This window comes from Pseudomonas sp. BN414, assembly GCF_029871275.1.
In the GTDB taxonomy this organism is placed as follows: Bacteria; Pseudomonadota; Gammaproteobacteria; order Pseudomonadales; family Pseudomonadaceae; genus Metapseudomonas; species Metapseudomonas resinovorans_C.
The window spans coordinates 221,289-241,910 of sequence record NZ_SSOL01000076.1; the positions used below are offsets into that span (position 1 = coordinate 221,289).

Here is a 20,622-nt window from a genome sequence, read left to right on the forward strand (position 1 = left end):
GAGAGGGGAGCATAAGAACCAATGGGAGCCCGATGAGATGGACCACGCCTTCGACAACGACCAGGCCATTACCCGCGACAGCCTTTACGGCACCGCTGCCGAATCCACCTACGCCGGCATTACCAGCTTCATGCGCCGCCGCTACAGCCGCGACCTGCGCGGCGTCGACCTGGTGGTGAGCGGGGTGCCCTTCGACACCGCCACCACCAACCGTCCCGGCAGCCGCTTCGGACCGCGCGCCATCCGCGCCGCCTCGGTGCAGATGGCCTGGGCGCGGCATTACCCCTGGGAGTTCGACCCCTTCGATCACCTGGCGGTGATCGACTACGGCGACTGCTCGTTCGACCACGGCACGCCCCAGGACACGCCGGAAATTATCCAGGCCCATGCGGCGCGCATCCTCGAATCCGGAGCGGCCATGCTCACCCTGGGCGGCGACCACTTCATCAGCTACCCGCTGCTGAAGGCCCACGCGGCGAAGCACGGCCCGCTGTCGCTGATCCACTTCGACGCCCACAGCGACACCTGGCCGGACGACGAGGTGAAGCGCATCGACCACGGCACCATGTTCTATCACGCCGCCCGCGAGGGCTTGGTGGACCCCTCGCGCTCGGTGCAAGTGGGCCTGCGCACCACCAACGACGACGTGATGGGCTTCCAGGTGCTGGACGCCCGTGAAGTGCATCGCCACACCCCCGAGCAGATCGCCGAGCGCATCCGGGCGCGGGTAGGCGACAACCCGGTGTACCTGACCTTCGACATCGACTGCCTCGACCCCGCGTTCGCCCCCGGCACCGGCACGCCGGTGTGCGGCGGGCTGTCCAGCCACCAGGCGTTGGAAATCATCCGCGGCCTGCGCGGCATCAACCTGGTGGGGATGGATGTGGTGGAAGTGGCCCCGCCTTACGACAACGCCGAAGTCACCGCCCTGGCTGGCGCAACCCTGGCGATGGAGATGGTTTGCCTGTATGCGGCGCGGCATAAGTTGGGGATGCGTTGAGTTGCACCAAAGGTGATCTGGAAGTCACCCCTCTCCCCCTGGGAGAGGGGCCGGGGCGGGCTGCGTTCAGATGAGGGAAGTTCGAGTGCGCAGGGAGCTCCGAGTGAAGCGAAGCTACCCTCACCCCAGCCCTCTCCCAGAGGGAGAGGGAGCCGTCCGTGCCAAAAAAGACGCGGGCCCAACCACGGGCCCGCGTTTTCACGCACGAAACTCAAACAGGCTGGATCAGCTCGCGCAACCCAATGCGCGCCTCGCGGAACAGCCGGGCATCCATCAACTTCGGCTCGCGCACGATGGGGCGGAAATCCATGCGCTGCAGGATGTCCCGTTCCAACTCCACGCCTGGCGCGATCTCGATCAGTTCCAGCCCTTCGGTCGTCAGGCGAAACACGCAGCGCTCGGTGACATAGAGCACCGGCTTTCCGGATTCCGCAGCCAGGCGACCGGCGAAGGTACGGTGTTCCACCTCGCGGACGAACTTGCGCACGTCGCCGTCCTTCACGATGCGCAGTTCGCCGTCCTCGATGCGGATGTCCTGGCTGCCAGTGCTGAAGGTGCCGACGAAGACCACCGCCTTGGCGTTCTGGCTGATGTTGATGAAGCCCCCGGCACCGGCCAGTCGACTGCCGAAACGGGAGACGTTGAGGTTGCCTTCGGCGTCCGCCTGGGCGAGGCCGAGGAAGGCGATGTCCAGGCCGCCGCCGTCGTAGAAATCGAACTGGTAGGGCTGGTCGATCAACGCGCTGTGGTTGCTCGCCGCGCCGAAGTCCAGGCCTGAGGCGGGCACGCCGCCGATGACGCCGGGTTCGGCGGTCAAGGTGAGCAGGTCGATCACCCCTTCCTCGGCGGCGACCGCTGCGACCCCTTCCGGCATGCCGATGCCCAGATTGACAACCGCTCCCGGCGGCAGCTCCAGTGCTGCACGGCGGGCGATCAGCTTGCGCAGGTCCAGCGGCAGGGGCGCCAGGCTGTCCACCGGTACCCGCACCTCGGCGGCAAAGGCTGGGTTGTAGTGGGTGGCGAAGGTCTGCTGGTGGTTTTCCGGTTGGGCCACCACCACGCAATCCACGAGGATGCCGGGAATCTTCACCTCACGCGGGTTGAGCGAACCGCGCGATACCACACGCTCCACCTGCGCGATCACCAGCCCGCCGGAATTGCGTGCGGCCATGGCGATGGCAAGGCTCTCGATGGTCAGTGCCTCGCGCTCCATGGACAGGTTGCCGTCCTCGTCTGCGCTGGTGGCGCGGATCACCCCGACGTTGATCGGGAAGGCCTTGTAGAACAGATAGTCCTCGCCCTCGATGGGCATGCGCCGCACCAGTTCCTCGGTGGTCCGCGCATTCAGCTTGCCGCCGCCGAACTCGGGGTCGACGAAGGTGCCGAGGCCAACCCGCGACAGCTGCCCGGGCTTGCCGGCGGCGATGTCGCGGAACAGCTGGGATATCACCCCCTGAGGCAGGTTGTAGGCCTCGATGCGATTCTCCACGGCGAGCTTCTGCAAACCAGGCACCAAGCCCCAGTGGCCGCCGATCACCCGACGCACCATGCCTTCATGGGCCAGGTGGTTGAGGCCACGCCCCTTGCCGTCGCCTTGCCCGGCCGCATACACCAGGGTCAGCCCCCGCGGCGCCTGTTCTGCGGCGAAGCGCTGCTCAAGGGCGATGGCGATTTCCTCGGCGAAACCGATGCCGACGAAGCCCCCGGTGGCCAGGTTGGCGTTGTCCGGAATCCTGGCCACCGCTTCGGCGGCGCTCATCACTTTGCTCATGGTGTTCCTCGAGCGTTGAAACGGGTTGCAGGGAGCTGCTTTTCCTGTGGGGGCGATTTCAATCGCTGCGGGCTGCGCAGCGGCCCCATAGGGCAGCCCTTCGGGCTGCCTAGCGAATGAATTCGCCCCCACAAGTAAAGGCCCATGACAGTGGGGTGGTGCATCAGAAACTGCCGAACGCGGTACCCAGCACGATCACCAATACCAGTGGCACCACTGGCAGCAGGGCGCTGGTCATGAACACGTACTTGTAGGAATCGCGGTGGGTCAGTTTGCAGATGGCCAGCAGGGTGATCACCGCGCCGTTGTGCGGCAGGGTATCTAGGCTGCCGGAGGCCAGGGCAGCGACGCGGTGCAGCAGCTCGGGGCTGATGCCGGCGGCGTTGGCCATTTCCAGGTACTGGGCGCCGAGGGCCTTGAGGGCGATGGACATGCCGCCAGAGGCCGAGCCGGTGATACCGGCCAGGGCGCTGACGGTCAGGGCTTCGGACACGAGCGGGTTGCCCGGCGCCACGTTGAGCAGGAGGTCGCGGAGCACCACGAAGCCGGCCAGGGAGGCGATGACACTGCCGTAACCCACTTCGGAAGCGGTGTTGAGCACCGGCAGCATGGCGCCGAAGGTGCCGTCGTTGACGCTCTTCTTCAGATTGGTCCAGCGCCGCCAGTGCAGCACCACCAGCAGCAGAATGGCGGCGGTGAGGGCAATGATGATGGCCCAGATACCGATCACCGAGCGGGCGTCCTGCAGGCCGCCGAATTCCGGTTTGGCCAGGTAGCTGGTGTCGAGACCGGGCAGGTAGACCTTGGCCATCAGGAAGTTCAGCACGATGACAACCAGAATGGGCAGCAGCGCCACCCAGAAGCCGCTGCTCGGCTGGGTGTCCTGGCCTTGCGGATCGTCGGCGTGCTCGCCATAGCCTTCACCGGCGGCGATCAGCTTGCGGGCCTCGTTGCTCAGCCACCAGGAACCCAGGGCGAAGATCACCACGCCGGCCAGCAGACCGAGGCCGGGTGCGGCGAAGGTGTCGGTACCGAAGAAGGGGATCGGGATGGCGTTGGTGATGGCCGGGGTGCCGGGCAGCGCGGTCATGGTGAACGTGAAGGAACCCAGGGCGATGGCGCCCGGCAGGATGCGCTTGGGAATGCCCGCCTCGCGGAACAGCGCCGCACCAATGGGATAGACCGCGAAAGCCACCACGAACAGCGAGACACCGCCGTAAGTGAGGATGCCGCAGGCGATGACGATGGCAAGCACGGCACGGGAGCTGCCGATCTTGCTGACGATGCCGTGGGCGATGGCGCGGGCGGAGCCGGAGTCGTCCATCAACTTGCCGAAGATGGCCCCGAGCATGAACAGCGGGAAGAACTGGATCAGGTAACCGCCCAGCGCCTTCATGAAGACCTGGGTGTAGGTCGGCAGCAGCATTGCCGCGTCGCCGGCGAACAGCACCGCGAGCAGGGCCAGCAGGGGCGCGAGAAGCAGGACGTTGATGCCTCGGTAGGCGAGGTACATCAGCAGAGCGAGAGAAATCAGGATACCTAGGGTGCCCATGGGGACTTCCTTCTTGTTGTTGTTTTCCGCTGCGTCGAGGCGGCGGGTGGAAGGCGTTAGAGCGAAAGATGTGCCAAGTGCGGAGGGGAAGGGGTGGATGGCTCTGGGGCGGTGGTTACAGGGAAATGGTGGTACTTGGCAGGAAAATGGATTGTCCATTTTCTTGGGCAGTGCCCAGAAACTTGGACGCTCGATGTGTCCATGAATTTGGACGATCCGGCTGGACTGATCCTTGTGGGGGCGAATTCATTCGCTAAGGGACGCGCAGCGTCCCCTTGGGATTCAGAAGGGCAGCCCTGCGGCCTGCTTAGCGAATGAATTCGCCCCCACAGGAAAAGCAAAGGGCCGCGTCGTTACAACCCATGCACCTGCAACTTGTTGTACAGGCTGGCCCGGGCGATGCCGAGGCGCTCGGCGGCCTGGGTGCGGTTGCCATTGCAGGCGGCGAGGGCGGCGAGGATGGCCTGGCGTTCGGCGGCGGCCATGCTGTCGGCCAGGGGGCGGACATCGCCTGTCATGGGGGCGGGAGTAAGTGCGGGGGCGGTCGCTGGCAGCGGATTCACCAGCAGCGTGCGCAGGGACTCGGCACTTAGCGGTCCGGCTTCACTGAGCATCTGCGCGCGCTCCAGCAGGTTGCGCAGTTCGCGCACATTCCCCGGCCAGGGCTGGGCCTGGAGCAACTGCTGGGCGCCTTCGGCCAGTTCCAGCGGTGGCTGGCCGGAGCGGCTGGCGATGTCGTCCAGCAGGTGCTCAATCAGTGCCGGCAGGTCCTCGCGCCGGTCGCGCAGGGGCGGCAGGCGCAGGGCCAGCACGTTGAGGCGGTAGTAGAGGTCTTCGCGGAATTGCCCGGCAGCCACTCGGGCTTCCAGGTCCACATGGGTGGCGGCAATTACCCGTACGTTCAACGCTTTCACCTGGTTCGAGCCCAGCGGCTCCACCTCCTGTTCCTGCAACACGCGGAGCATCTTCGCCTGCAGGGGCAGCGGCAGGTCGCCGATCTCGTCGAGGAACAGCGTACCGCCATCGGCCAATTCGAACTTGCCGGCGCGGGCGCGCTTGTCGGCGCCGGTGAAGGCACCGGGGGCGGTGCCGAAGAGTTCGGCTTCCACCAGGGATTCGGGAATGGCTGCCACGTTCACCGCCACGAAGGGCCCGTTAGCGCGCAGGGACTGGTTGTGGATGCCCTGGGCCAGCAGCTCCTTGCCGGTACCGGTTTCGCCGCGCAGCAATACCGTGGCGTCCAATTGCGCGGCGCGACGGGCCTGGCGCTTGACCTCGGCAGCGGCGGCGCTGCTGCCGATGAAACCGGCGATGGTGTAGCGGGCGCGGCGCGCCTTGGCCAGTTCGCGCTGGGCAGCGGCGAGCTGGGTCTGCAAGCTGTTGTACTTGGCCATGACCGGCTGCAGGTGGCGGGCGCGGTCGAACAGCACGAAGCCGAGCGCCCCCACCAATGTGCCGTCTTCATCGCGCAGCGGAATGCGGGTGACCACGAAGTGCTCGTCGCCGAAGGCCATCAGGTCGAGCATGCTCGGCTGGCCGTTCTGCACCACCTCGCGGAGGCGGCTGGCGGGCAGCACTTCCTCGATTTCCTTGCCGAGCACGCTGCGCGGGTCGCGGATGCCGACCTTCTCGGCGTACTTGTCGTTGATCCAGACGATTCGTGCCTGGCGATTCACCGCGATCGTGCCTTCGCACTGGGCATTGAGGTGATCGAACAACAGTGGCATCGCCACTTCGCGGAACCGCTCGGGGGAGACGCCGATGACCAGACCGTTGTGGTCGATGTCTTCGCTGGCGATGGGCATGGCAGGGGCATCCGGCTGAAACATCAGGCAGCGATTATGGGGGTGTGCCGGATGAACGCCTAGCCTGTACTAAGGTCGGTAACCAGGCGTACGGCTTTTCACAAAAGGAGCAACTATATGGACCTTATCCGCATCCTCATCGCCATCCTCCTGCCGCCCCTTGGCGTATTCCTGCAGGTGGGCCTTGGTGGCGCCTTCTGGCTGAATATCCTCCTGGCCCTGCTGGGCTACATCCCCGGCATCGTCCACGCGGTGTACATCATCGCCAAGCGCTGAGACCGGGGTTGCTCTCCTGTAGGTTGGGCAGAGCGCAGCGAAGCCCAACAGTTGCGAGCTGAGTCGTTGGGCTTCGCGTAGCTCAGCCGCAACCTACTTCTGCAACGCGGCTAGTCCACCATCTTGATCAGCAGGATGCCGGCGGTGACCACGCAGGCGGCGAGGATGCGGCGAATGCCGAAGGGCTCCTTGAACACCAGGCTGGCGATGATGGCAGCGATGATCACGCTGCTCTCGCGCAGGGCCGCGACCTTGGCCACGTTGTCCAGGGTCATGGCGAACAGCACCAGGCCGTAGGCCACGCAATAGTTGAAGCCACCGAACAGGCCGATGCGCCAGTTGTCGCGCGCGAAGCGCAGGACCAGCGGGCCACGGCGCATCCAGGCCACTACCGGAATGGTCATGCTCTGCATCAGCGTCAGGTAGACCACGAACTGCAGCACGCTGTCGGCACGGCGCACGCCCTGGGCGTCGATCAGCGTGTAGAGCGCCACCCCGGCGCCGGCCAGCGCGGCGCAGCCCAGGGCTTTCAGCGCGTTGGACTCTAGGCGGGTGGAGAGCAGGCTGAGGATGCCCACGGAAATCAGCACGACGCCCAATAGCATGGCGCCTGACAGATGCTCGCCGAACACCAGCCCGGCGCTGAGCGCCACCAGCAGCGGCGGCAGGCCGCGCACCACCGGGTAGACCTGGCCGAAATCACCGTAGTGGTAGGCGCGGATCAACAGCAGCCGGTAGAGGGTGTTCACCACCACCGACAAGCCGATCAGCCCCCAGACCACCAGCGGCGGTGGGCCCACCAGGGGAAGCAGGGCGATGCTGAAACAGAAGGCGACGCCATCCACCAGCGCCATGGAAGACAGCCTGTCGCTGCCGGCCTTGATCACCGCGTTCCAGCTCGCGTGCATCAGCGCGGAAAGCAGCACCACCAGCGTGGCGAGGTCGTTAGTGGCGAGCACGGAATAACTCCAGCGGCGAGATGAAAGGGGCGATGCGGCGTAGCGTGCGGGTTCATCGATCTATCATTCAAATCGTTTATCGTTATCCGTCGAATAAGTCCTGCTGATGGGGTGGCCATGAACCTGTTCCAGCTCCGCGCCTTCGATGCGGTAGTCCGCGAGGGCAGCTTCACCCGCGCCGCTGAGCGCCTGTGCATCAGCCAGCCGGCGGTGACCGGGCATGTGAAGGCGCTGGAAGAGCATTACCAGGTGCAGCTCTTGCGACGCAGCGCCCGGCAGGTGGAACCCACCGAACTGGGCCGGCGCCTGGCCGCCATCAGCCACCAACTGTTCGCCCTGGCGGACCGCGCCGAAGACCTGCTGGACAGCAGCCAGGCGCTGACATCGGGGCGCCTCGATCTCGCAGCCGACAGCCCGCACCTGGTCATGCCGCTGCTGGCGCGAATGCGCGAGCGCTACCCTGGCGTGCGCATCAACCTGCGCCTGGGCAACACCCAGGAAACCCTGACGGCGCTGTATGGCGAACGGGTGGACCTGGCGCTGGTCAGCGATATCGCGCCGCGTGCCGGCCTGCACCTGCTGCCGCTCGGGGAAGCGCGGCTCTGCCTGCTGCTGCCGGCAGCGCATCCCTGGGTTGGCCGCCGCGATGCAGTGGCGCTGAACGAACTGCGGGGCCAGGTCCTGCTGCAACGAGAGCCCGGTTCACTGACCCGGCGCACCTTCGAGCGGGCCTGCGCCAACCAGGAGCTGGAGTTGCCGGCAGACCTGGAGCTGAACAGCCGCGAAGCGATGATCGAGGCGGTGGCCGCCGGGATCGGGGTGAGCATCCTCTACGACCAGGAGGTGCCCAAGGACCCACGGGTGAAGGTGCTTCCGCTCAAGGGCGAAGGGATGGTGAGCCGGCACTTCCTCGCCTGCCAGCAGCGCCATGCGGAACTGCGAGCGGTGAAGGCGTTCTTCGAGGTGGCCGAGGATGTGGGGTATCCGAGCCCGTAGGTTGGTCCGAGCTCGCGAGGCCCAACGTGACCAGGCACAGGCGCCGCAGCGTTGGGTTTCGCTACGCTCTAGCGGAACGCCGCCCGCACCAACCTACAAAAGCCGCCCCTCGCCTAGGCCGCGCAACGGCCCGTAGGTTGGTCCGAGCCCGCGAGGCCCAACGTGACCAGGCACAGGCTCTGCGGCGTTGGGCTTCGCTTCGCTCTGCACCAACCTACGAAAGCTTCCTCGCTCTGACGAGAACCTCACTGAATCAGCTTGCTGACCTCGCCCTGGGGAAAGTAGCTGTCGTAGATCTTCTGGTAGGTGCCGTCGCGGCCGATGTTGACCAGGGACTGGTTGAAGCGGTCACGCAGGGCCTCGTTGCCTTTGCGGAAGGCGATGCCGGCGCCCTTGCCGAAGTATTCCTCCTCGTCATAGCTCGGGCCGTTGAAGGCGAAGCCCTTGCCGCCTTCGCTCTGCAGGAAGTTTTCCTTGAGGTTGATGGCGTCGGCCATCATGGCGTCAACGCGGCCGGAGATCAGGTCCAGGTCGGCTTCCTGCTGCGAGCCGTACTGCACCATCTGCACACCGCGCGGCACGAGTTTGTCCTGCACGTAGCGGGCGTGAACGCTGCCGCGCAACACGGCCACGCGCAGGCCGTCGAGGCGACCTTCAGCAGTGATTTCTGGGCGGTCCTTGCGGGTGACGAAACGGGCCGGGGTCTTGTAGTAGCTCTGGCTGAAATCGACCACCTTGAGACGGACTTCGGTGACGGTCATCGACGACATGATGGCGTCGATCTTCTTCACCCGCAGCGCCGGGATGAGGCCATCGAAAGGCTGCTCGACCCAGGTGCAGGTGACTTTCATGTCAGCGCAGAGCGCGTTGCCGACTTCGATTTCGAAGCCGGCCAGGCTGCCGTCGGCTTTCTTGTAGGAGAAGGGCGGGTAGCTGGCTTCGACGCCGATGCGCAGGCTGTCCTGGGCCATGGCCTGGGTACCGGCGAGCAGGGCGAGGACGCCGACGAGAAGGTGCTTTTTCATGCTGGATGATCTCGGGTGGGTAAGTTCAGTGAGCGAGGAAGTGACCGTCGCGGGCAATCAATCGGCCCTTGCTGATCACGCTGCGGCGGTGGGTGCGGGATACCACCGCCTCGGCGACATTGCGCACCGGCAACAGGATGCCGCTGGCATGGCAGCCCGGTTCCAGTCCGTAGTGGGCAAGCCCCAGTGCGCGGGCGCCGTTGACCGTGGCCGCGCGCAGGCAGGCGGCGATTTCCTCGTCGCGGCGCAGGTTGAAGCGGAAGGCGAGCAGCATGGCGCGTTCGAGCATGTCGCCATTGCCCATGGGGGACCAGGCGTCGCGGATGCCGTCGGAGCCGAGGCAGAGGTTCACGCCGCGCGCCTCCAGTTCCAGGTAAGGAGGCACTTCGATGTCGGCCGGCGCCGTGCTGACAATGGAAATGCGCTGCGCCGCCAGGCGTTCGGCAATGGCTTGCAGCCGCGCTGGTCGGGCCTGGCCCAGGCAGAAGGCGTGGCTGATCGCGACCCGTCCCTGCAGCTGATGGCGATCGGTGAAATCGATGATGCGCTCGATCTGCCAGAGGCCCAGTTCACCTTCGTCATGCAGGTGGATGTCGACGCCGCGCTGGTGACTGCTGGCCAATTCGAACACCCGGGTGAGGTGCGCAATGGGGTCGTTGTCGATGCCGCAGGGGTCGAGCCCGCCGACGTTTTCCGCCCCCAAGAGCAGGGCTTGCTCCAGGGCGTCGACGGTGCCTGGGTCGCGCAGCAGACCGGTTTGCGGGAAGGCCACGAACTCCATGTCGATCAGGTCGCCGAAGTGCTTGCGGACCCGCAGCATGGCTTCCAGGTGACGGCTGCCGAGCTGGGCGTCGACGTCCACATGGCAGCGGAAATGCAGCGAGCCGTGGGCGATGCATTCGCGGATCAGTGCACTGGCGCGCTCCTCAATCGGCGTGTCGATGCTGCGCAACAGGCTGCGCTCGTTGGCAATGCGCTGGCTCAGGCTGTCGCCAGCGGCGTGGCTGTGCCAGTCCTCGGCCCAGAGGGTCTTGTCGAAGTGGGCGTGGGCCTCCACCAGCGGCGGCAGCATGATCTGCCCGTTGCCTTCCAGCAGCACCGATTCGGGGACGCGTGGCGCCGGTGGGCTCAGCGCGGCGATGCGGCCATTGTCGACGGCGATATCCACCGCTGCGCCGCCCCATGGGCGGACCTGGGTAATCCATTGGGTCATCTGGTGTTCTCGAAGCTGGCTGGCGGCCACTGGCGCTCACCGCCGTGGGGGTCGTCGCGCCAGGCCTGCAGGGAACGGGTCGGCAGATCGAAATACTCCCGCGTCCGCGCATAGCCGTGGCCGCCCATGCGGCCGATGGCGTCCAGGCCCAGCTGGTCGATGTAGAGGGTGGCGGGGTCGATCAGGTCGTCGCGCACGTGAACCATCAGCACTTCACCGAGGATGATTTCCCGTGACTGGCCGATGGACAGGCCCATCATCCGCCGGCACTCCAGGGCGACCGGTGCTTCGGCGATGTAGGGGCAGCCGACGCGGCTGCCGGGCAGTGCGGTGAGCCCTGCTGCTACCAGTTCGTCGAAGCCGGGTTCGAAGGGCACGGCGCAGACGTTCATGGCTTCCACCAGGGCATCGTTGACGATGTTCACCGTGAATTCCTGATTCAGCTGGGCATTGCGCGTGGTGTCCTTGGGTCTGAGGTCGGCGTGGTTTTCCACCCCCAGGGCGAGGATCGGCGGGTCGGCGGACAGCGCGTTGAAGAAGCTGAAGGGCGCAGCGTTGGCGCGGCCTTCGGCGTCCACCGTGGTCACCAGGGCGATGGGCCGGGGCACCACGCTGCCAATGAGGATCTTGTATTTCTCGCGGGGGCTCAGTTTGGCGAAGTCGAAGCTCAGCATGGCGTCATCTCTTGTCGTCGTTCGGGCTGGCGAGGGTGCAGAGCGGGCGGTCCGCGCTCCAGGCGTCGGCGAAGGGAATTGCCGGCTGGAACAGGGAGCGCCAGTCGGGTTGGCCGAATGCCCGGTTGGCATGGCTTTGCATCAGCCTGTTGAACTGCCGCTGGGCTTGCTGCTGGAGGCTGGCGTAGTCGACGCCGATGACCTGGCCGTCCTGCATCACGCAGCGGCCGTCGATCCAGCTGGCGATGCAGTCGTCGCCGCGGCCGGCGAGGATCAGGTTCTTCAGCGGGTCGAACAGCGGACCCAGGTGCAGGCCGTCGAGGCTGAACACGGTAATGTCGGCCTTGGCGCCGGGGGCCAGGCGGCCGAGGTCGTCGCGCCCCAGGGCCTTGGCGCCGCCGAGAGTGGCGGCGTTGTAGAGGTCGAGGGCGCTGGTCTGCGAGCTGCCACCTTCCTTGAGCCGCGCGATGTTCAGGCCCTGGCGCATGTTGTCCAGCAGGTCCGCCGGCCAGGTATCGGTGCCGAGGGCGAAGTTGACGCCGTGGGCGCGGTAGCGGCCAAAGGAATCGAGTGCCTCGCCATCACGGGCGAACACTACCGGGCAGTGCACCAGGCTGGCGCAGCTGTGCGCCAGGCGTGCGAGGTCGTCGTCGCCTTCGATGTAGATGCCGTGAGGCAGCACGGCGCGCGGGCCGAGCAGGTCAAGTTCCTCCAGCCAGGCCAGCGGCGCCTTGCCGCGCATCGCCTTGACCAGGGCGACCTCGCCGGGGCCCTGGCAGCAATGCAGGCGCACCGGTGCGGTCAGTTCGCGGCTGAGGGCGGCGGTGCGTTGCAGCAGCGCCGGGGTGCAGGTCTGGATGCGGTCGGGCAGCAGGGCGCCACGGATCAGCCCGCCCTGGGTGCCATCGAAATCGCGGAAGAAGCGCTCGGCGGCGTCCAGTCCGGCCAGGCCGCGCGATTCGTCCCAGTGCTCGGCGCGGCTGCCGTCGGCCTGCAGGTACTGCATGCCGCTCATGTAGCAGGGGCCGAGGTAGGTGCGCAGACCCAACTCGGCGGCGACGCCGGCCACGGCGGCGAATTCGTCGTAGGTTTCCGCCCACTCCCGGTAGTACATGGAGGTGATCGGCATGGCGGTGGTGATGCCATTGCGGATCAGCTGGGTGAAGGCGTAGCGGTACTTGAAGACCTCTTCATCGAAGCTGTAGCTCTCCTTCGGCCCGCGGGCGAGGTACTCCGCCGACCACATGCGGCCCATGGCGTTCTCGTCGCCGTTGTCCAGGCAGAGCACGGTGGAGTCGAGGTCGCCGAGGGCGTCGAGGTCGATGAGACCGGGACCGAGCAGGGCGTTGCCGTAGTCGATCCACTGGTCCACCGGGCCGGGAAAGCCCCGTCCGACGAAGAGCACACGCGAGCCTTCGATCACCACTTCGCCGTTGCGCCAGAGCACATGGCGAGTGCCATCGAAGCCCACCACGCAGCTGGCTTTCAGGCCGATTCGCGCTGTACTCACAGGCGGCTCTCCAGCAGACGGCCCTGGGCGGCGATCAGCTTGCCGGCGCGGTAGACCTGGCGAGGCGGCCGCGCGACCACGGCTTCACCCAGGCTTTGTGCGTCCATCAGCAGGAAGTCCGCATTACCGCCGATGACCAGGCCGTGCTCTGCCAGGCCAAGGGCCCTGGCACCGTGCAGGCTGGCAGCATCGAAGGCGGTGGCCAGTTCGTCGTCCTTGTTCAGGTCGAAGCGGAAGGCCAGGAGCATGGCGCGTTCGAGCATGTCGCCATTGCCCATGGGGGACCAGGCGTCGCGGATGCCATCTGAGCCGAGGCAGAGGTTCACGCCGGCCTCGTGCAGGGCGAGGAAGGGCGGCACGGAGCAGTCGGCGGGCGCCGAACTCATCAGCGAGATGTTCAGCGCGGCGAGGCGCTCGGCCAGCGGCTTCACCTGGGTCCAGGGCGCCATGCCCAGGCAGTAGGCGTGGCTGATCATCACGCGGCCCTGGCGGTTGAACCGCTCGGTGTAGTCGGCGATGCGGGCGATCTGCCAGAGGCCCAGCTCGCCCTTGTCGTGCAGGTGGATGTCGACGCCCCGGTCGAACTCGCTGGCCAGGCCGAAGACGATGTCGAGCTGGGCGATGGGGTCGTTGTCGATACCGCAAGGGTCGAGGCCACCGACGTTCTCGACGCCCAGGCCCATGGCTTCGCGCATCAGCTCGGCGGTGCCGGGGCGGCTGACCAGTCCGGTTTGCGGGAATACCACCAGTTCCAGGTCGATCAGGTCGCGGTAGCGCTCGCGCAGGGCTTGCATGGCCTCCACGTGGCGCAGGCCGAATTCGGGGTCGATGTCCACGTGGCAGCGCATGGTCAGCGAGCCACGGGCGATGCAGTTTTCCAGCAGTGCGCCGGCACGTTCTGCGATGGGCGCAGTGATTTCGCGCAGCACGCGACGCTCGTTGGCGATGTAGTCCTTCAGCGTCGGACCGGCGCTGTTGGGGCGCCAGGATTGGCCCCAGAGGGTCTTGTCGAGGTGGATATGGCTTTCCACCAGGGCGCAGGTCATCAGCTGGCCGGCTCCGTCGATGTCAGCGGCGGCGAGCGACGCATCACTGGCAGGACGGCGTTCGGCAAAGCGGCCGTCCTGGATGAGGAAGTCTTCAGCCGCGCCGCCGAAGGGGCGGACGTTGCGCAGCCAATAGGTGTCGGTCATGGGGACCTCGTGGGTAGTTCTACAGATGGAGTTCCCGTAGGAGCGAGCTTGCTCGCGAAGAGTCTCGCGCCGTTCGCGAGCAAGCTCGCTCCTACAGGGGACCGCTGCGCGGTCCATGGCGAATGAATTCGCCCCTACAAGGGGACGATGTGCTCGACATCAGCCCTTGAGCTTGGACCAGATGCGGTCCTGCAGCTCGCGGGCCTGGTTGCTGCATTCCTTCTCGGGGCGCAGGCGTTCGGCGAACTCGTCGGGCATGTTGATGGCGTCCATCACCTTCCACTTCTTGTCCAGCAGCGCATCGCTGTCGACGCCGTTGGCGTAGGCGATGGCGTTGGACACGGCGGCGGCGTTTTCGGGCTTCATCATCCAGTCGATGAATACCTTGGCGTTGCCCGGGTGAGGCGCGCTCTTCGGCACGGCGAAGTTGTCCTGGAACATGGCCACGCCTTCACGCGGGTAGACGTACTTGATGGTGCTCTTCTGCAGCGTGGCGCGGGCGGTGGAGCCGTTCCAGTTCTGCATCATGATCACTTCGCCCGAGGCCATGCGGTCCACGGTGTTGTCGGAGCTGTACATCTTCAGGAAGGGTTTCTGCTTCTGCAGCAGTTCGAGGATGCGCTTGGCGTCCTGCGGGTTCTCCGTGCACTCGTCGACGCCCAGGTAGTGGCTGGCGGCATTGATCACACTGCTCGGCGTATCCAGCGCGGCGAGCTGACCTTGCAGTTCGGGACGCGGTTCGAAGAACTCCTTCCAGGACTCGTCCAGCTTGCCGCCTGGCACCCGTGCGCTGTCGTAGGAAAAGCCGGTGGTGCCCCAGAGGTAGGGCGCCGAGTACTTGCGACCGGGGTCGAAGTCGGGGTTGCGGAAGGCCGGCTTCACGTGGGCGAAGTTCGGCAGGGTGGGGGAGTCGATCTCTTGCAGCAGGCCCTGTTCGATCAGGGTGCGCATGATCGAGTGCGACGGAACGATCACGTCGTAGGCGGCGCCGCCGGCCTGGAGCTTTGCCAGCAGGGTTTCGTTGCTGTCGTAGCCGTCCATGGTGACCTTGATGCCGGTCTCCTTCTCGAACTTGGCCAGCAGTTCCACCGGGTAGTAGTCGGTCCAGTTGTAGAAGAACAGCTCCTTGGGCTCGTCCGCCTGGGCGACGGTGGCGGCGAAACAGCTGAGGGCGAATCCGGCTACCCCATGACGCAATGCTTTCAACTTCATTGTTTTTCTCCGGGTTGAAGAACAGGTTGGGCAGTGGTGGAACAAGGGATCAGGTGGTTGCCTTGCCGCGCTGGCCGAGCCAGTAGGAGAGCATCACCAGGACGATCGAGATCACCAGCATCAGGGTCGAGATTGCGTTGATCTCGGGGGTTACCCCGGCCTTGATGGCCGAGAAGATGTAGACCGGCAGCGTCGTCGAGCCGGGGCCCGCGACGAAGAAGGTCATGATGAAGTCGTCCAGGCTGACCACGAACGCCAGCACCGCGCCGGACAGCACCGCCGGGAACAGCAGCGGCAAGGTCACCCGGCGGAAGGTGTGGAACGGGTTGGCGTAGAGGTCGTTGGCCGCTTCCAGCAGGTTCTTGTCGAGGTCGTTCAGGCGGGCGCGGATCGGCAGGTAGGCGAAAGGGATGCAGAAGCCGATGTGGGCGACGATCACCGTCAGCAGGCCGAGCTTGATACCGAGCGCCATGAACAGCAGCAGCGTGGCCACGGCGGTGACGATCTCCGGCAGGATCAGCGGCAGGTTGATCCCGCCTTCCACCATCTTCTGTCCGTAGAACGGCTTATAGGTGGCCAGCGCCGCCAGCAGCGCGATGGCGGTGGCGCAGACGGTGGCGATGCCGGCGACGATCACCGAGTTCAGCGCTGCCGCCTGGATCGACGGGTTGGCGAGGATGCGCCCGTACCAGGCGAAGGAGAACTCGGTCCATACCGTGGCGGTGCGGTTGGCGTTGAAGCTGTAGGCGATCAACACCAGGATCGGCAGGTACAGGTAGGCCAGTACCAGCAGGCTGGTTTCGCGGGTCAGCGGCAGTTTCTTCAAGTGCGAGGCGATCATCAGCGGGCTCCCTGGCGAACGGCCTTGGCGGCCTTCTTGGCGTAGAGGGCGTAAAGCACCAGGGCCAGCAGCATCAGCCCGAGCAGGAGGAAGGACAGCGAGCTGCCCAGCGGCCAGTTGCGAGCGGTGCCGAACTGCTGCTGGATCAGGTTGCCGATCATCAGGGTCTTGCCGCCGCCGAGGATGGCGGGGGTGATGAAGGCGCCGAGGCTCGGCACGAACACCAGCAGGGAACCGGCGATCACGCCCGGCATGGACAGCGGCAGGATTACCCGGCGCAGGGCCTTCCAGCGGTTGGCGCCGAGGTCATAGGCGGCTTCCACCAGGCGCCAGTCGAGCTTCTCCAGGGTGGAGTAGATCGGCAGGATCATGAACGGCAGGAAGCTGTAGACCAGCCCGACGACCACGGCGAAATCGTTGTACAGCAGGGTGATTCCACCGGCCTGCGGGAACATCGCGTTGAGGCTCTGTGCCAGCCAGCCGTGCTCGCGCAGGATGATCAGCCAGGCGTAGTTGCGGATCAGCAGGTTGGTCCAGAAGGGGATGGTGATCAGCAGCACCATGATGTTGCGCGAGCGCTCGCTGAGGCTGCTCATCCACAGGGCCACGGGGAAGCCGACGATAAAGCACAGCAGGGTCGTGCCGCCGGCCTGCAGCACCGAGCGCAGCAGGGCCTGGGCGTAGACCCAGTTCACTTCCAGGTTGCCGTCGAAATCTTCCTGGAAGAACAGCTGGATGTAGCTCTGCCACTGCCAGTTGGCGCTCCAGTCGACTCCGCCATAGAGGTTGCGTGGCAGCAGGCTGATATAGCCCATGATGCCCAGCGGAATGGCGATCAGGCAGAGCAGGGTGAGCAGCACCGGCGACAGCAGCAACAGCCGGTTGAGACTGGGGGAGGTGGCGCTGACGCTCATCTCAGGCCTCCATCAGCAGGCAGGCGTGGGGCGGCAGGTGCACCGCCACGGGCGAGCCCACGGGGCGCGAGCTGGTGGCGCCTTCATTGCTTTCGCGCAGCATCACCTTGAGGTCGTTGGCCAGCCGGCACTGGTAGAGCGTGGCGGTGCCGACGTAGAGCACGGCTTCGACCACGCCGCGCAGGTGGTGCGGCTCGGACGGGTCCACCAGCTTCGAGCGTTCCGGGCGGAAGGCCAGTTGCGCCTTGCCGCTGTCCAGTCCGTTGGCGGACGCGCAGGGGATTTCCACCGGCAGGCCTTCAGGCTGGAACAGGCTGCCGTTCTGGGCGCAGTGCTTGAGGTCGCCGGGGAGGAAATTGATGTCGCCGATGAAGTGGGCGACGAAGCGGTGCTGCGGACGTTCGTAGATATCGTTGGGGGTGCCGATCTGTAGGATCTTGCCGGAGGACATCACGGCGATGCGGTCGGAGAGGGTCAGCGCTTCTTCCTGGTCGTGGGTGACGAAGATGAAGGTGATGCCGGCTTCCTGCTGCACCCGCTTGAGCTCTACCTGCATTTCCTTGCGCAGCTTGAGGTCCAGGGCGGAAAGGGGTTCGTCGAGCAGCAGCACGTCCGGGCGCGGTGCCAGGGCGCGGGCCAGGGCCACACGTTGCTGCTGGCCACCGGAGAGTTCGGCAGGGCGACGGCGGGCCAGGTGCTCCATCTGCACCAGGGCCAGCATTTCCTTGACCCGACCGGGGATGGCGTTGCGCTCCAGCCCCTGCATCTCCAGGCCGAAGGCGATATTCTCGGCCACGCTCATATGCGGGAAGAGCGCGTAGTTCTGGAACACGGTATTGACCCGGCGCTTGTAGGGCGGGAGCTGGTCCACGCGCTGGCCTCCGATCTGGATGGAGCCGGACGTGACCTGCTCGAAACCGGCGATGGAGCGCAGCAGGGTCGTCTTGCCGCAGCCCGACGGGCCGAGGAGGGTGAAGAATTCGTTGTGGCGGATGCTGACCGAAACGTCGTCCAGCGCCGGGGCAACGTCGGGGTCATCGGTGTAGCGCTTGCTGACGCGTTGCACCTCGATGGAGGATGTGTGCTTCATAATGGTGCATTCCTCTTGTTTTTGTATGCAAAAATTGAATGCAATCTAGAAATACTCGGATTATGCTGACAACGCAACCGGGTTTTTCTGCCTGCTTGTTTCACGCAGCACCTGGATTGCGAACGCATTTACGGAGTCACGAATGGCAGACAAGAAGCTGGAAACCACGGTGGACCGCGTCTACCAGGGGGTTTACCAGGCCATCAGCAACCGCTCGCTGCGGCCTGGTATGAAACTGGGGGAAGCCTCCCTGGCGGAGCTGTTCAATGTGAGTCGCACTTCGGTGCGGGCGGCGTTGAAGCAACTGGAGGCTGACGGCCTGGTCTCTTCCGAACCGAACAAGGGCTGCTGGGTATCACTGCCGAGCGACGAAGAGATTCGCTCGCTGTTCGAAACGCGGCGTCTGATCGAGATCGGCATCGTTACTGAGCTCTGCCGACGCCGGGACAGCGCCGCCATGCAGGACATGCGCGAGCACCTGCTGCTGGAAGAAGAGGCGCGGCGCAACCATGACCACCAGCGGTTGATCCATCTGCTCGGCGAGTTCCACATCAAGCTCGCCGAGGCGCTGAACAACCCGGTGCTGCTGGACTGGTTCCGCAAGCTCATCTCGCGCGCCTCGCTCTATGTCGCCGCCCTGGATGACGAGCGCCATGACGCCTGCCGCGACGACGAGCACCTGCGCCTGATCGAGTTCATCGAGGCGGGCAACCAGAACGCGGCCATCGAACTGACCTGCTTCCACCTGGGGGCCATCGAGAACGCCATCGTCGAGTCGGCCGGCAAGCTCAAGGCCAACTACCACCCGCTGAAACACCTGATCGAGACCTGACCTCGGCCATGAAAATCCAGCTGATCAACCCGAACACCAGCGTGGCGATGACCTCTGGTATTGCCGAAGCCGCCAGCCACCTGCTGCGCCCCGGCAACCAGTTGCTGGCCGTGACCAACAGCGCCGGCCCGGCCTCAATCGAAGGCCATTACGACGAGGCGCTGAGCGTGCCCGGGTTGCTTCAGGCCATTCGCGACGGCGAGCGGGATGGCGCAGAAGGACACGTGATCGCCTGCTTCGGCGACCCCGGCCTGCTGGCTGCGCGGGAGATTGCGCGGTTTCCGGTGATCGGCATCGCCGAAGCCGCCATGCACTTGGCCACCTGGGTCGCCACCGGCTTCAGCGTCGTCACCACGCTTGGCCGCACCAAGGTCATTGCCCGGCACCTGGTGGAGCGCTACGGCTTTCACCAACACTGCCGGGGCATCCACGCCGTGGAGATTCCGGTGCTGGCGCTGGATGAAGACCCGGACGGACTGTTCCGCATCATGCGCGCGGCTTGCCTGGAAGCGCTGGAACGGGATGAGTCGGGCGCCATCGTCCTCGGTTGTGCTGGCATGAGCCACCTGGCCGCCGCGCTGCAGGAAGAGATCGGCGTGCCGGTGATCGACGGCGTCAGCGCTGCCTTGAAGATGGTGGAGCTGCTGGGGGAACTGCGGCTTTCCACCAGCAAGCGCGGCGACCTGGATTTCCCGTTGCCCAAGCCCTATGCGGGGTTTCTGCGGGGGTTTGCGGTCGGGGCGTGATGCTGCGGCGGCTTGTCTTTGTGGGGGCGATTTCAATCGCAAAGCAGGTCGAAGACCTGCCCTACAAAGTCCCCAGGGGCAGCTGCGCTGCCCTCAGCGAATGAATTCGCCCCCACAGGGTCAGGGTGCTGAGGTGAGGCCCTTCCCCTCGACTGCTTATGGCGTTGTGCATTCCGCTCGTGTTCGGGATTCCACCCCCGGCCGCAACCAAGTCTGCGACGCGCTAGGAGGCAACCGATGCCCCTTGTGAGCCGAATAGGAGGGCTTATTCGGCTCATCAGATGAGCCGAATAGAGAAACTCCAGACGCTGCCGGGTGGGGCGGGACGGACTCAGGCCAGGCTCGCCAAGTGCTCCATGGTCTCGGGGTACTGTTGCACCAAACGAATCAGCGTGGTGGCCTGGGCATTGGGCTTGGCTCGCCCTTGCTCCCAGTTTTCGAGAGTGCGCGGGTTGGTGCGCAGGTACATGGCGAACACAGGGCGCGACATCTTCAGCTGTTCGCGCAGTGCGACCAGCTCCTGGGCCGAAACTTCGCGAAGCTCCGGCAGCCTTAGCCGATAAACTCTCAGGGTGGCCTTGCCTTCGCGCACTTCGGCGAGGGCTTCGACGCCTTCCAGTAGTTCGGCAAAGATGTCCCGTTTCATGTCCTGGTCCTCGCCTTGAGTTCGGCTTCAAGCATTTGTTTCAGCACCTTCTTCTGCCGTTCGGTCAGGTCGTCGCGGACATCCTTGCCATACAGGGTGAACAACCAGAATTGGGACCCGCCGAGCCACCAGTAATAGATAGCGCGGATACCGCCATGTTTGCCCTTGCCCCGCCGCTCGTCCGCGAAGCGCAGCTTGCGCAGTCCGCCGGTGCCCTGGATGAGGTCGCCTATCTCGGGCTGAACCAACAGCAGGTGCTGCAGGGCGGTGAAGGAGTCGTCATCCAGATAGTCCGCCCGGTACCGCTGGAAGGGCGGCAGTTCCACGAAGAGTGCGTCCATGTTCTCTACGTAAGTTGCGTATAGAT

20 protein-coding genes are annotated in these 20,622 nt (G+C 65.4%); 5 read left to right on the plus strand and 15 right to left on the minus strand.

Annotated features, from left to right (window positions below):
* Positions 1–37 precede the first annotated feature (37 nt).
* Positions 38–1,000, plus strand: a complete 963-nt coding sequence (gene speB / locus E8E95_RS24895; RefSeq protein WP_280354667.1) for an agmatinase — start codon at positions 38–40, stop codon at positions 998–1,000.
* Between the two features lie 211 nt (positions 1,001–1,211).
* On the opposite strand, the gene E8E95_RS24900 is transcribed toward speB, so the two are convergent.
* The 3 genes from E8E95_RS24900 to E8E95_RS24910 form a co-directional block, all read right to left on the minus strand.
* Positions 1,212–2,771 (minus strand): acyl CoA:acetate/3-ketoacid CoA transferase, encoded by a 1,560-nt coding sequence (locus E8E95_RS24900; RefSeq protein WP_280354669.1) that lies wholly within the window; start codon positions 2,769–2,771, stop codon positions 1,212–1,214.
* Between the two features lie 163 nt (positions 2,772–2,934).
* A complete protein-coding gene (locus E8E95_RS24905) occupies positions 2,935–4,323 on the minus strand; it encodes a GntP family permease (protein WP_280354670.1) in 1,389 nt (462 codons plus the stop codon).
* Positions 4,324–4,676: 353 nt separating this feature from the next.
* Complete coding sequence (locus tag E8E95_RS24910) at positions 4,677–6,128, minus strand: sigma 54-interacting transcriptional regulator (RefSeq protein WP_280354671.1); 1,452 nt, start codon at positions 6,126–6,128, stop codon at positions 4,677–4,679.
* A 117-nt stretch (positions 6,129–6,245) separates the two neighbouring features.
* Here E8E95_RS24910 and E8E95_RS24915 point away from each other — a divergent pair, with 117 nt between their 5' ends.
* On the plus strand, positions 6,246–6,404 hold the full coding sequence (locus tag E8E95_RS24915) for a YqaE/Pmp3 family membrane protein (RefSeq protein WP_280354672.1): 159 nt from the start codon (positions 6,246–6,248) through the stop codon (positions 6,402–6,404).
* A gap of 110 nt (positions 6,405–6,514) precedes the next feature.
* On the opposite strand, the gene E8E95_RS24920 is transcribed toward E8E95_RS24915, so the two are convergent.
* Complete coding sequence (locus E8E95_RS24920; RefSeq protein WP_348532596.1) at positions 6,515–7,363, minus strand: EamA family transporter; 849 nt, start codon at positions 7,361–7,363, stop codon at positions 6,515–6,517.
* 117 nt (positions 7,364–7,480) lie between these two features.
* Between E8E95_RS24920 and E8E95_RS24925 the strand changes: the two genes are divergently transcribed.
* Entirely contained in the window at positions 7,481–8,359 is an 879-nt protein-coding gene (locus E8E95_RS24925; RefSeq protein WP_280354673.1) for a LysR substrate-binding domain-containing protein, read from the plus strand.
* 245 nt (positions 8,360–8,604) lie between these two features.
* Here the strand turns inward: E8E95_RS24925 and E8E95_RS24930 are convergent, their stop codons facing one another.
* The 9 genes from E8E95_RS24930 to E8E95_RS24970 form a co-directional block, all read right to left on the minus strand.
* The gene (locus E8E95_RS24930; protein ID WP_280354674.1) at positions 8,605–9,384 is read right to left on the minus strand and encodes a lysine/arginine/ornithine ABC transporter substrate-binding protein; all 780 of its coding nucleotides are present in this window, start codon (positions 9,382–9,384) and stop codon (positions 8,605–8,607) included.
* 25 nt (positions 9,385–9,409) lie between these two features.
* Positions 9,410–10,597 (minus strand): amidohydrolase family protein, encoded by a 1,188-nt coding sequence (locus E8E95_RS24935; RefSeq protein WP_280354675.1) that lies wholly within the window; start codon positions 10,595–10,597, stop codon positions 9,410–9,412.
* Complete coding sequence (locus E8E95_RS24940) at positions 10,594–11,271, minus strand: flavin reductase family protein (protein WP_280354676.1); 678 nt, start codon at positions 11,269–11,271, stop codon at positions 10,594–10,596. Before E8E95_RS24940 ends, E8E95_RS24935 begins: the two co-directional genes overlap by 4 nt.
* 4 nt (positions 11,272–11,275) lie before the next feature.
* Complete coding sequence (locus E8E95_RS24945) at positions 11,276–12,781, minus strand: amidohydrolase family protein (RefSeq protein ID WP_280354677.1); 1,506 nt, start codon at positions 12,779–12,781, stop codon at positions 11,276–11,278.
* Positions 12,778–13,974, minus strand: a complete 1,197-nt coding sequence (locus tag E8E95_RS24950; RefSeq protein WP_280354678.1) for an amidohydrolase family protein — start codon at positions 13,972–13,974, stop codon at positions 12,778–12,780. Before E8E95_RS24950 ends, E8E95_RS24945 begins: the two co-directional genes overlap by 4 nt.
* A gap of 159 nt (positions 13,975–14,133) precedes the next feature.
* On the minus strand, positions 14,134–15,186 hold the full coding sequence (locus E8E95_RS24955; RefSeq protein WP_280354679.1) for an extracellular solute-binding protein: 1,053 nt from the start codon (positions 15,184–15,186) through the stop codon (positions 14,134–14,136).
* A gap of 49 nt (positions 15,187–15,235) precedes the next feature.
* Positions 15,236–16,027, minus strand: a complete 792-nt coding sequence (locus tag E8E95_RS24960; protein ID WP_280354680.1) for an ABC transporter permease — start codon at positions 16,025–16,027, stop codon at positions 15,236–15,238.
* Entirely contained in the window at positions 16,027–16,941 is a 915-nt protein-coding gene (locus E8E95_RS24965; RefSeq protein ID WP_280354681.1) for an ABC transporter permease, read from the minus strand. The genes E8E95_RS24960 and E8E95_RS24965 overlap by 1 nt, the downstream gene beginning before the upstream one ends.
* Position 16,942: 1 nt before the next feature.
* A complete protein-coding gene (locus E8E95_RS24970) occupies positions 16,943–18,031 on the minus strand; it encodes an ABC transporter ATP-binding protein (RefSeq protein ID WP_280354682.1) in 1,089 nt (362 codons plus the stop codon).
* Positions 18,032–18,173: 142 nt separating this feature from the next.
* On the opposite strand from E8E95_RS24970, the gene E8E95_RS24975 reads away from it, so the two are divergent.
* Complete coding sequence (locus tag E8E95_RS24975; protein ID WP_280354683.1) at positions 18,174–18,863, plus strand: GntR family transcriptional regulator; 690 nt, start codon at positions 18,174–18,176, stop codon at positions 18,861–18,863.
* An 8-nt stretch (positions 18,864–18,871) separates the two neighbouring features.
* Entirely contained in the window at positions 18,872–19,609 is a 738-nt protein-coding gene (locus E8E95_RS24980; RefSeq protein ID WP_280354684.1) for an aspartate/glutamate racemase family protein, read from the plus strand.
* A gap of 331 nt (positions 19,610–19,940) precedes the next feature.
* Here E8E95_RS24980 and E8E95_RS24985 read toward each other — a convergent pair whose 3' ends face one another.
* Together E8E95_RS24985 and E8E95_RS24990 are read right to left on the minus strand one after the other, a co-directional pair.
* The gene (locus tag E8E95_RS24985) at positions 19,941–20,255 is read right to left on the minus strand and encodes a transcriptional regulator (protein ID WP_280354685.1); all 315 of its coding nucleotides are present in this window, start codon (positions 20,253–20,255) and stop codon (positions 19,941–19,943) included.
* The gene (locus tag E8E95_RS24990; protein ID WP_280354686.1) at positions 20,252–20,596 is read right to left on the minus strand and encodes a toxin; all 345 of its coding nucleotides are present in this window, start codon (positions 20,594–20,596) and stop codon (positions 20,252–20,254) included. The genes E8E95_RS24985 and E8E95_RS24990 overlap by 4 nt, the downstream gene beginning before the upstream one ends.
* Positions 20,597–20,622: the final 26 nt, after the last annotated feature.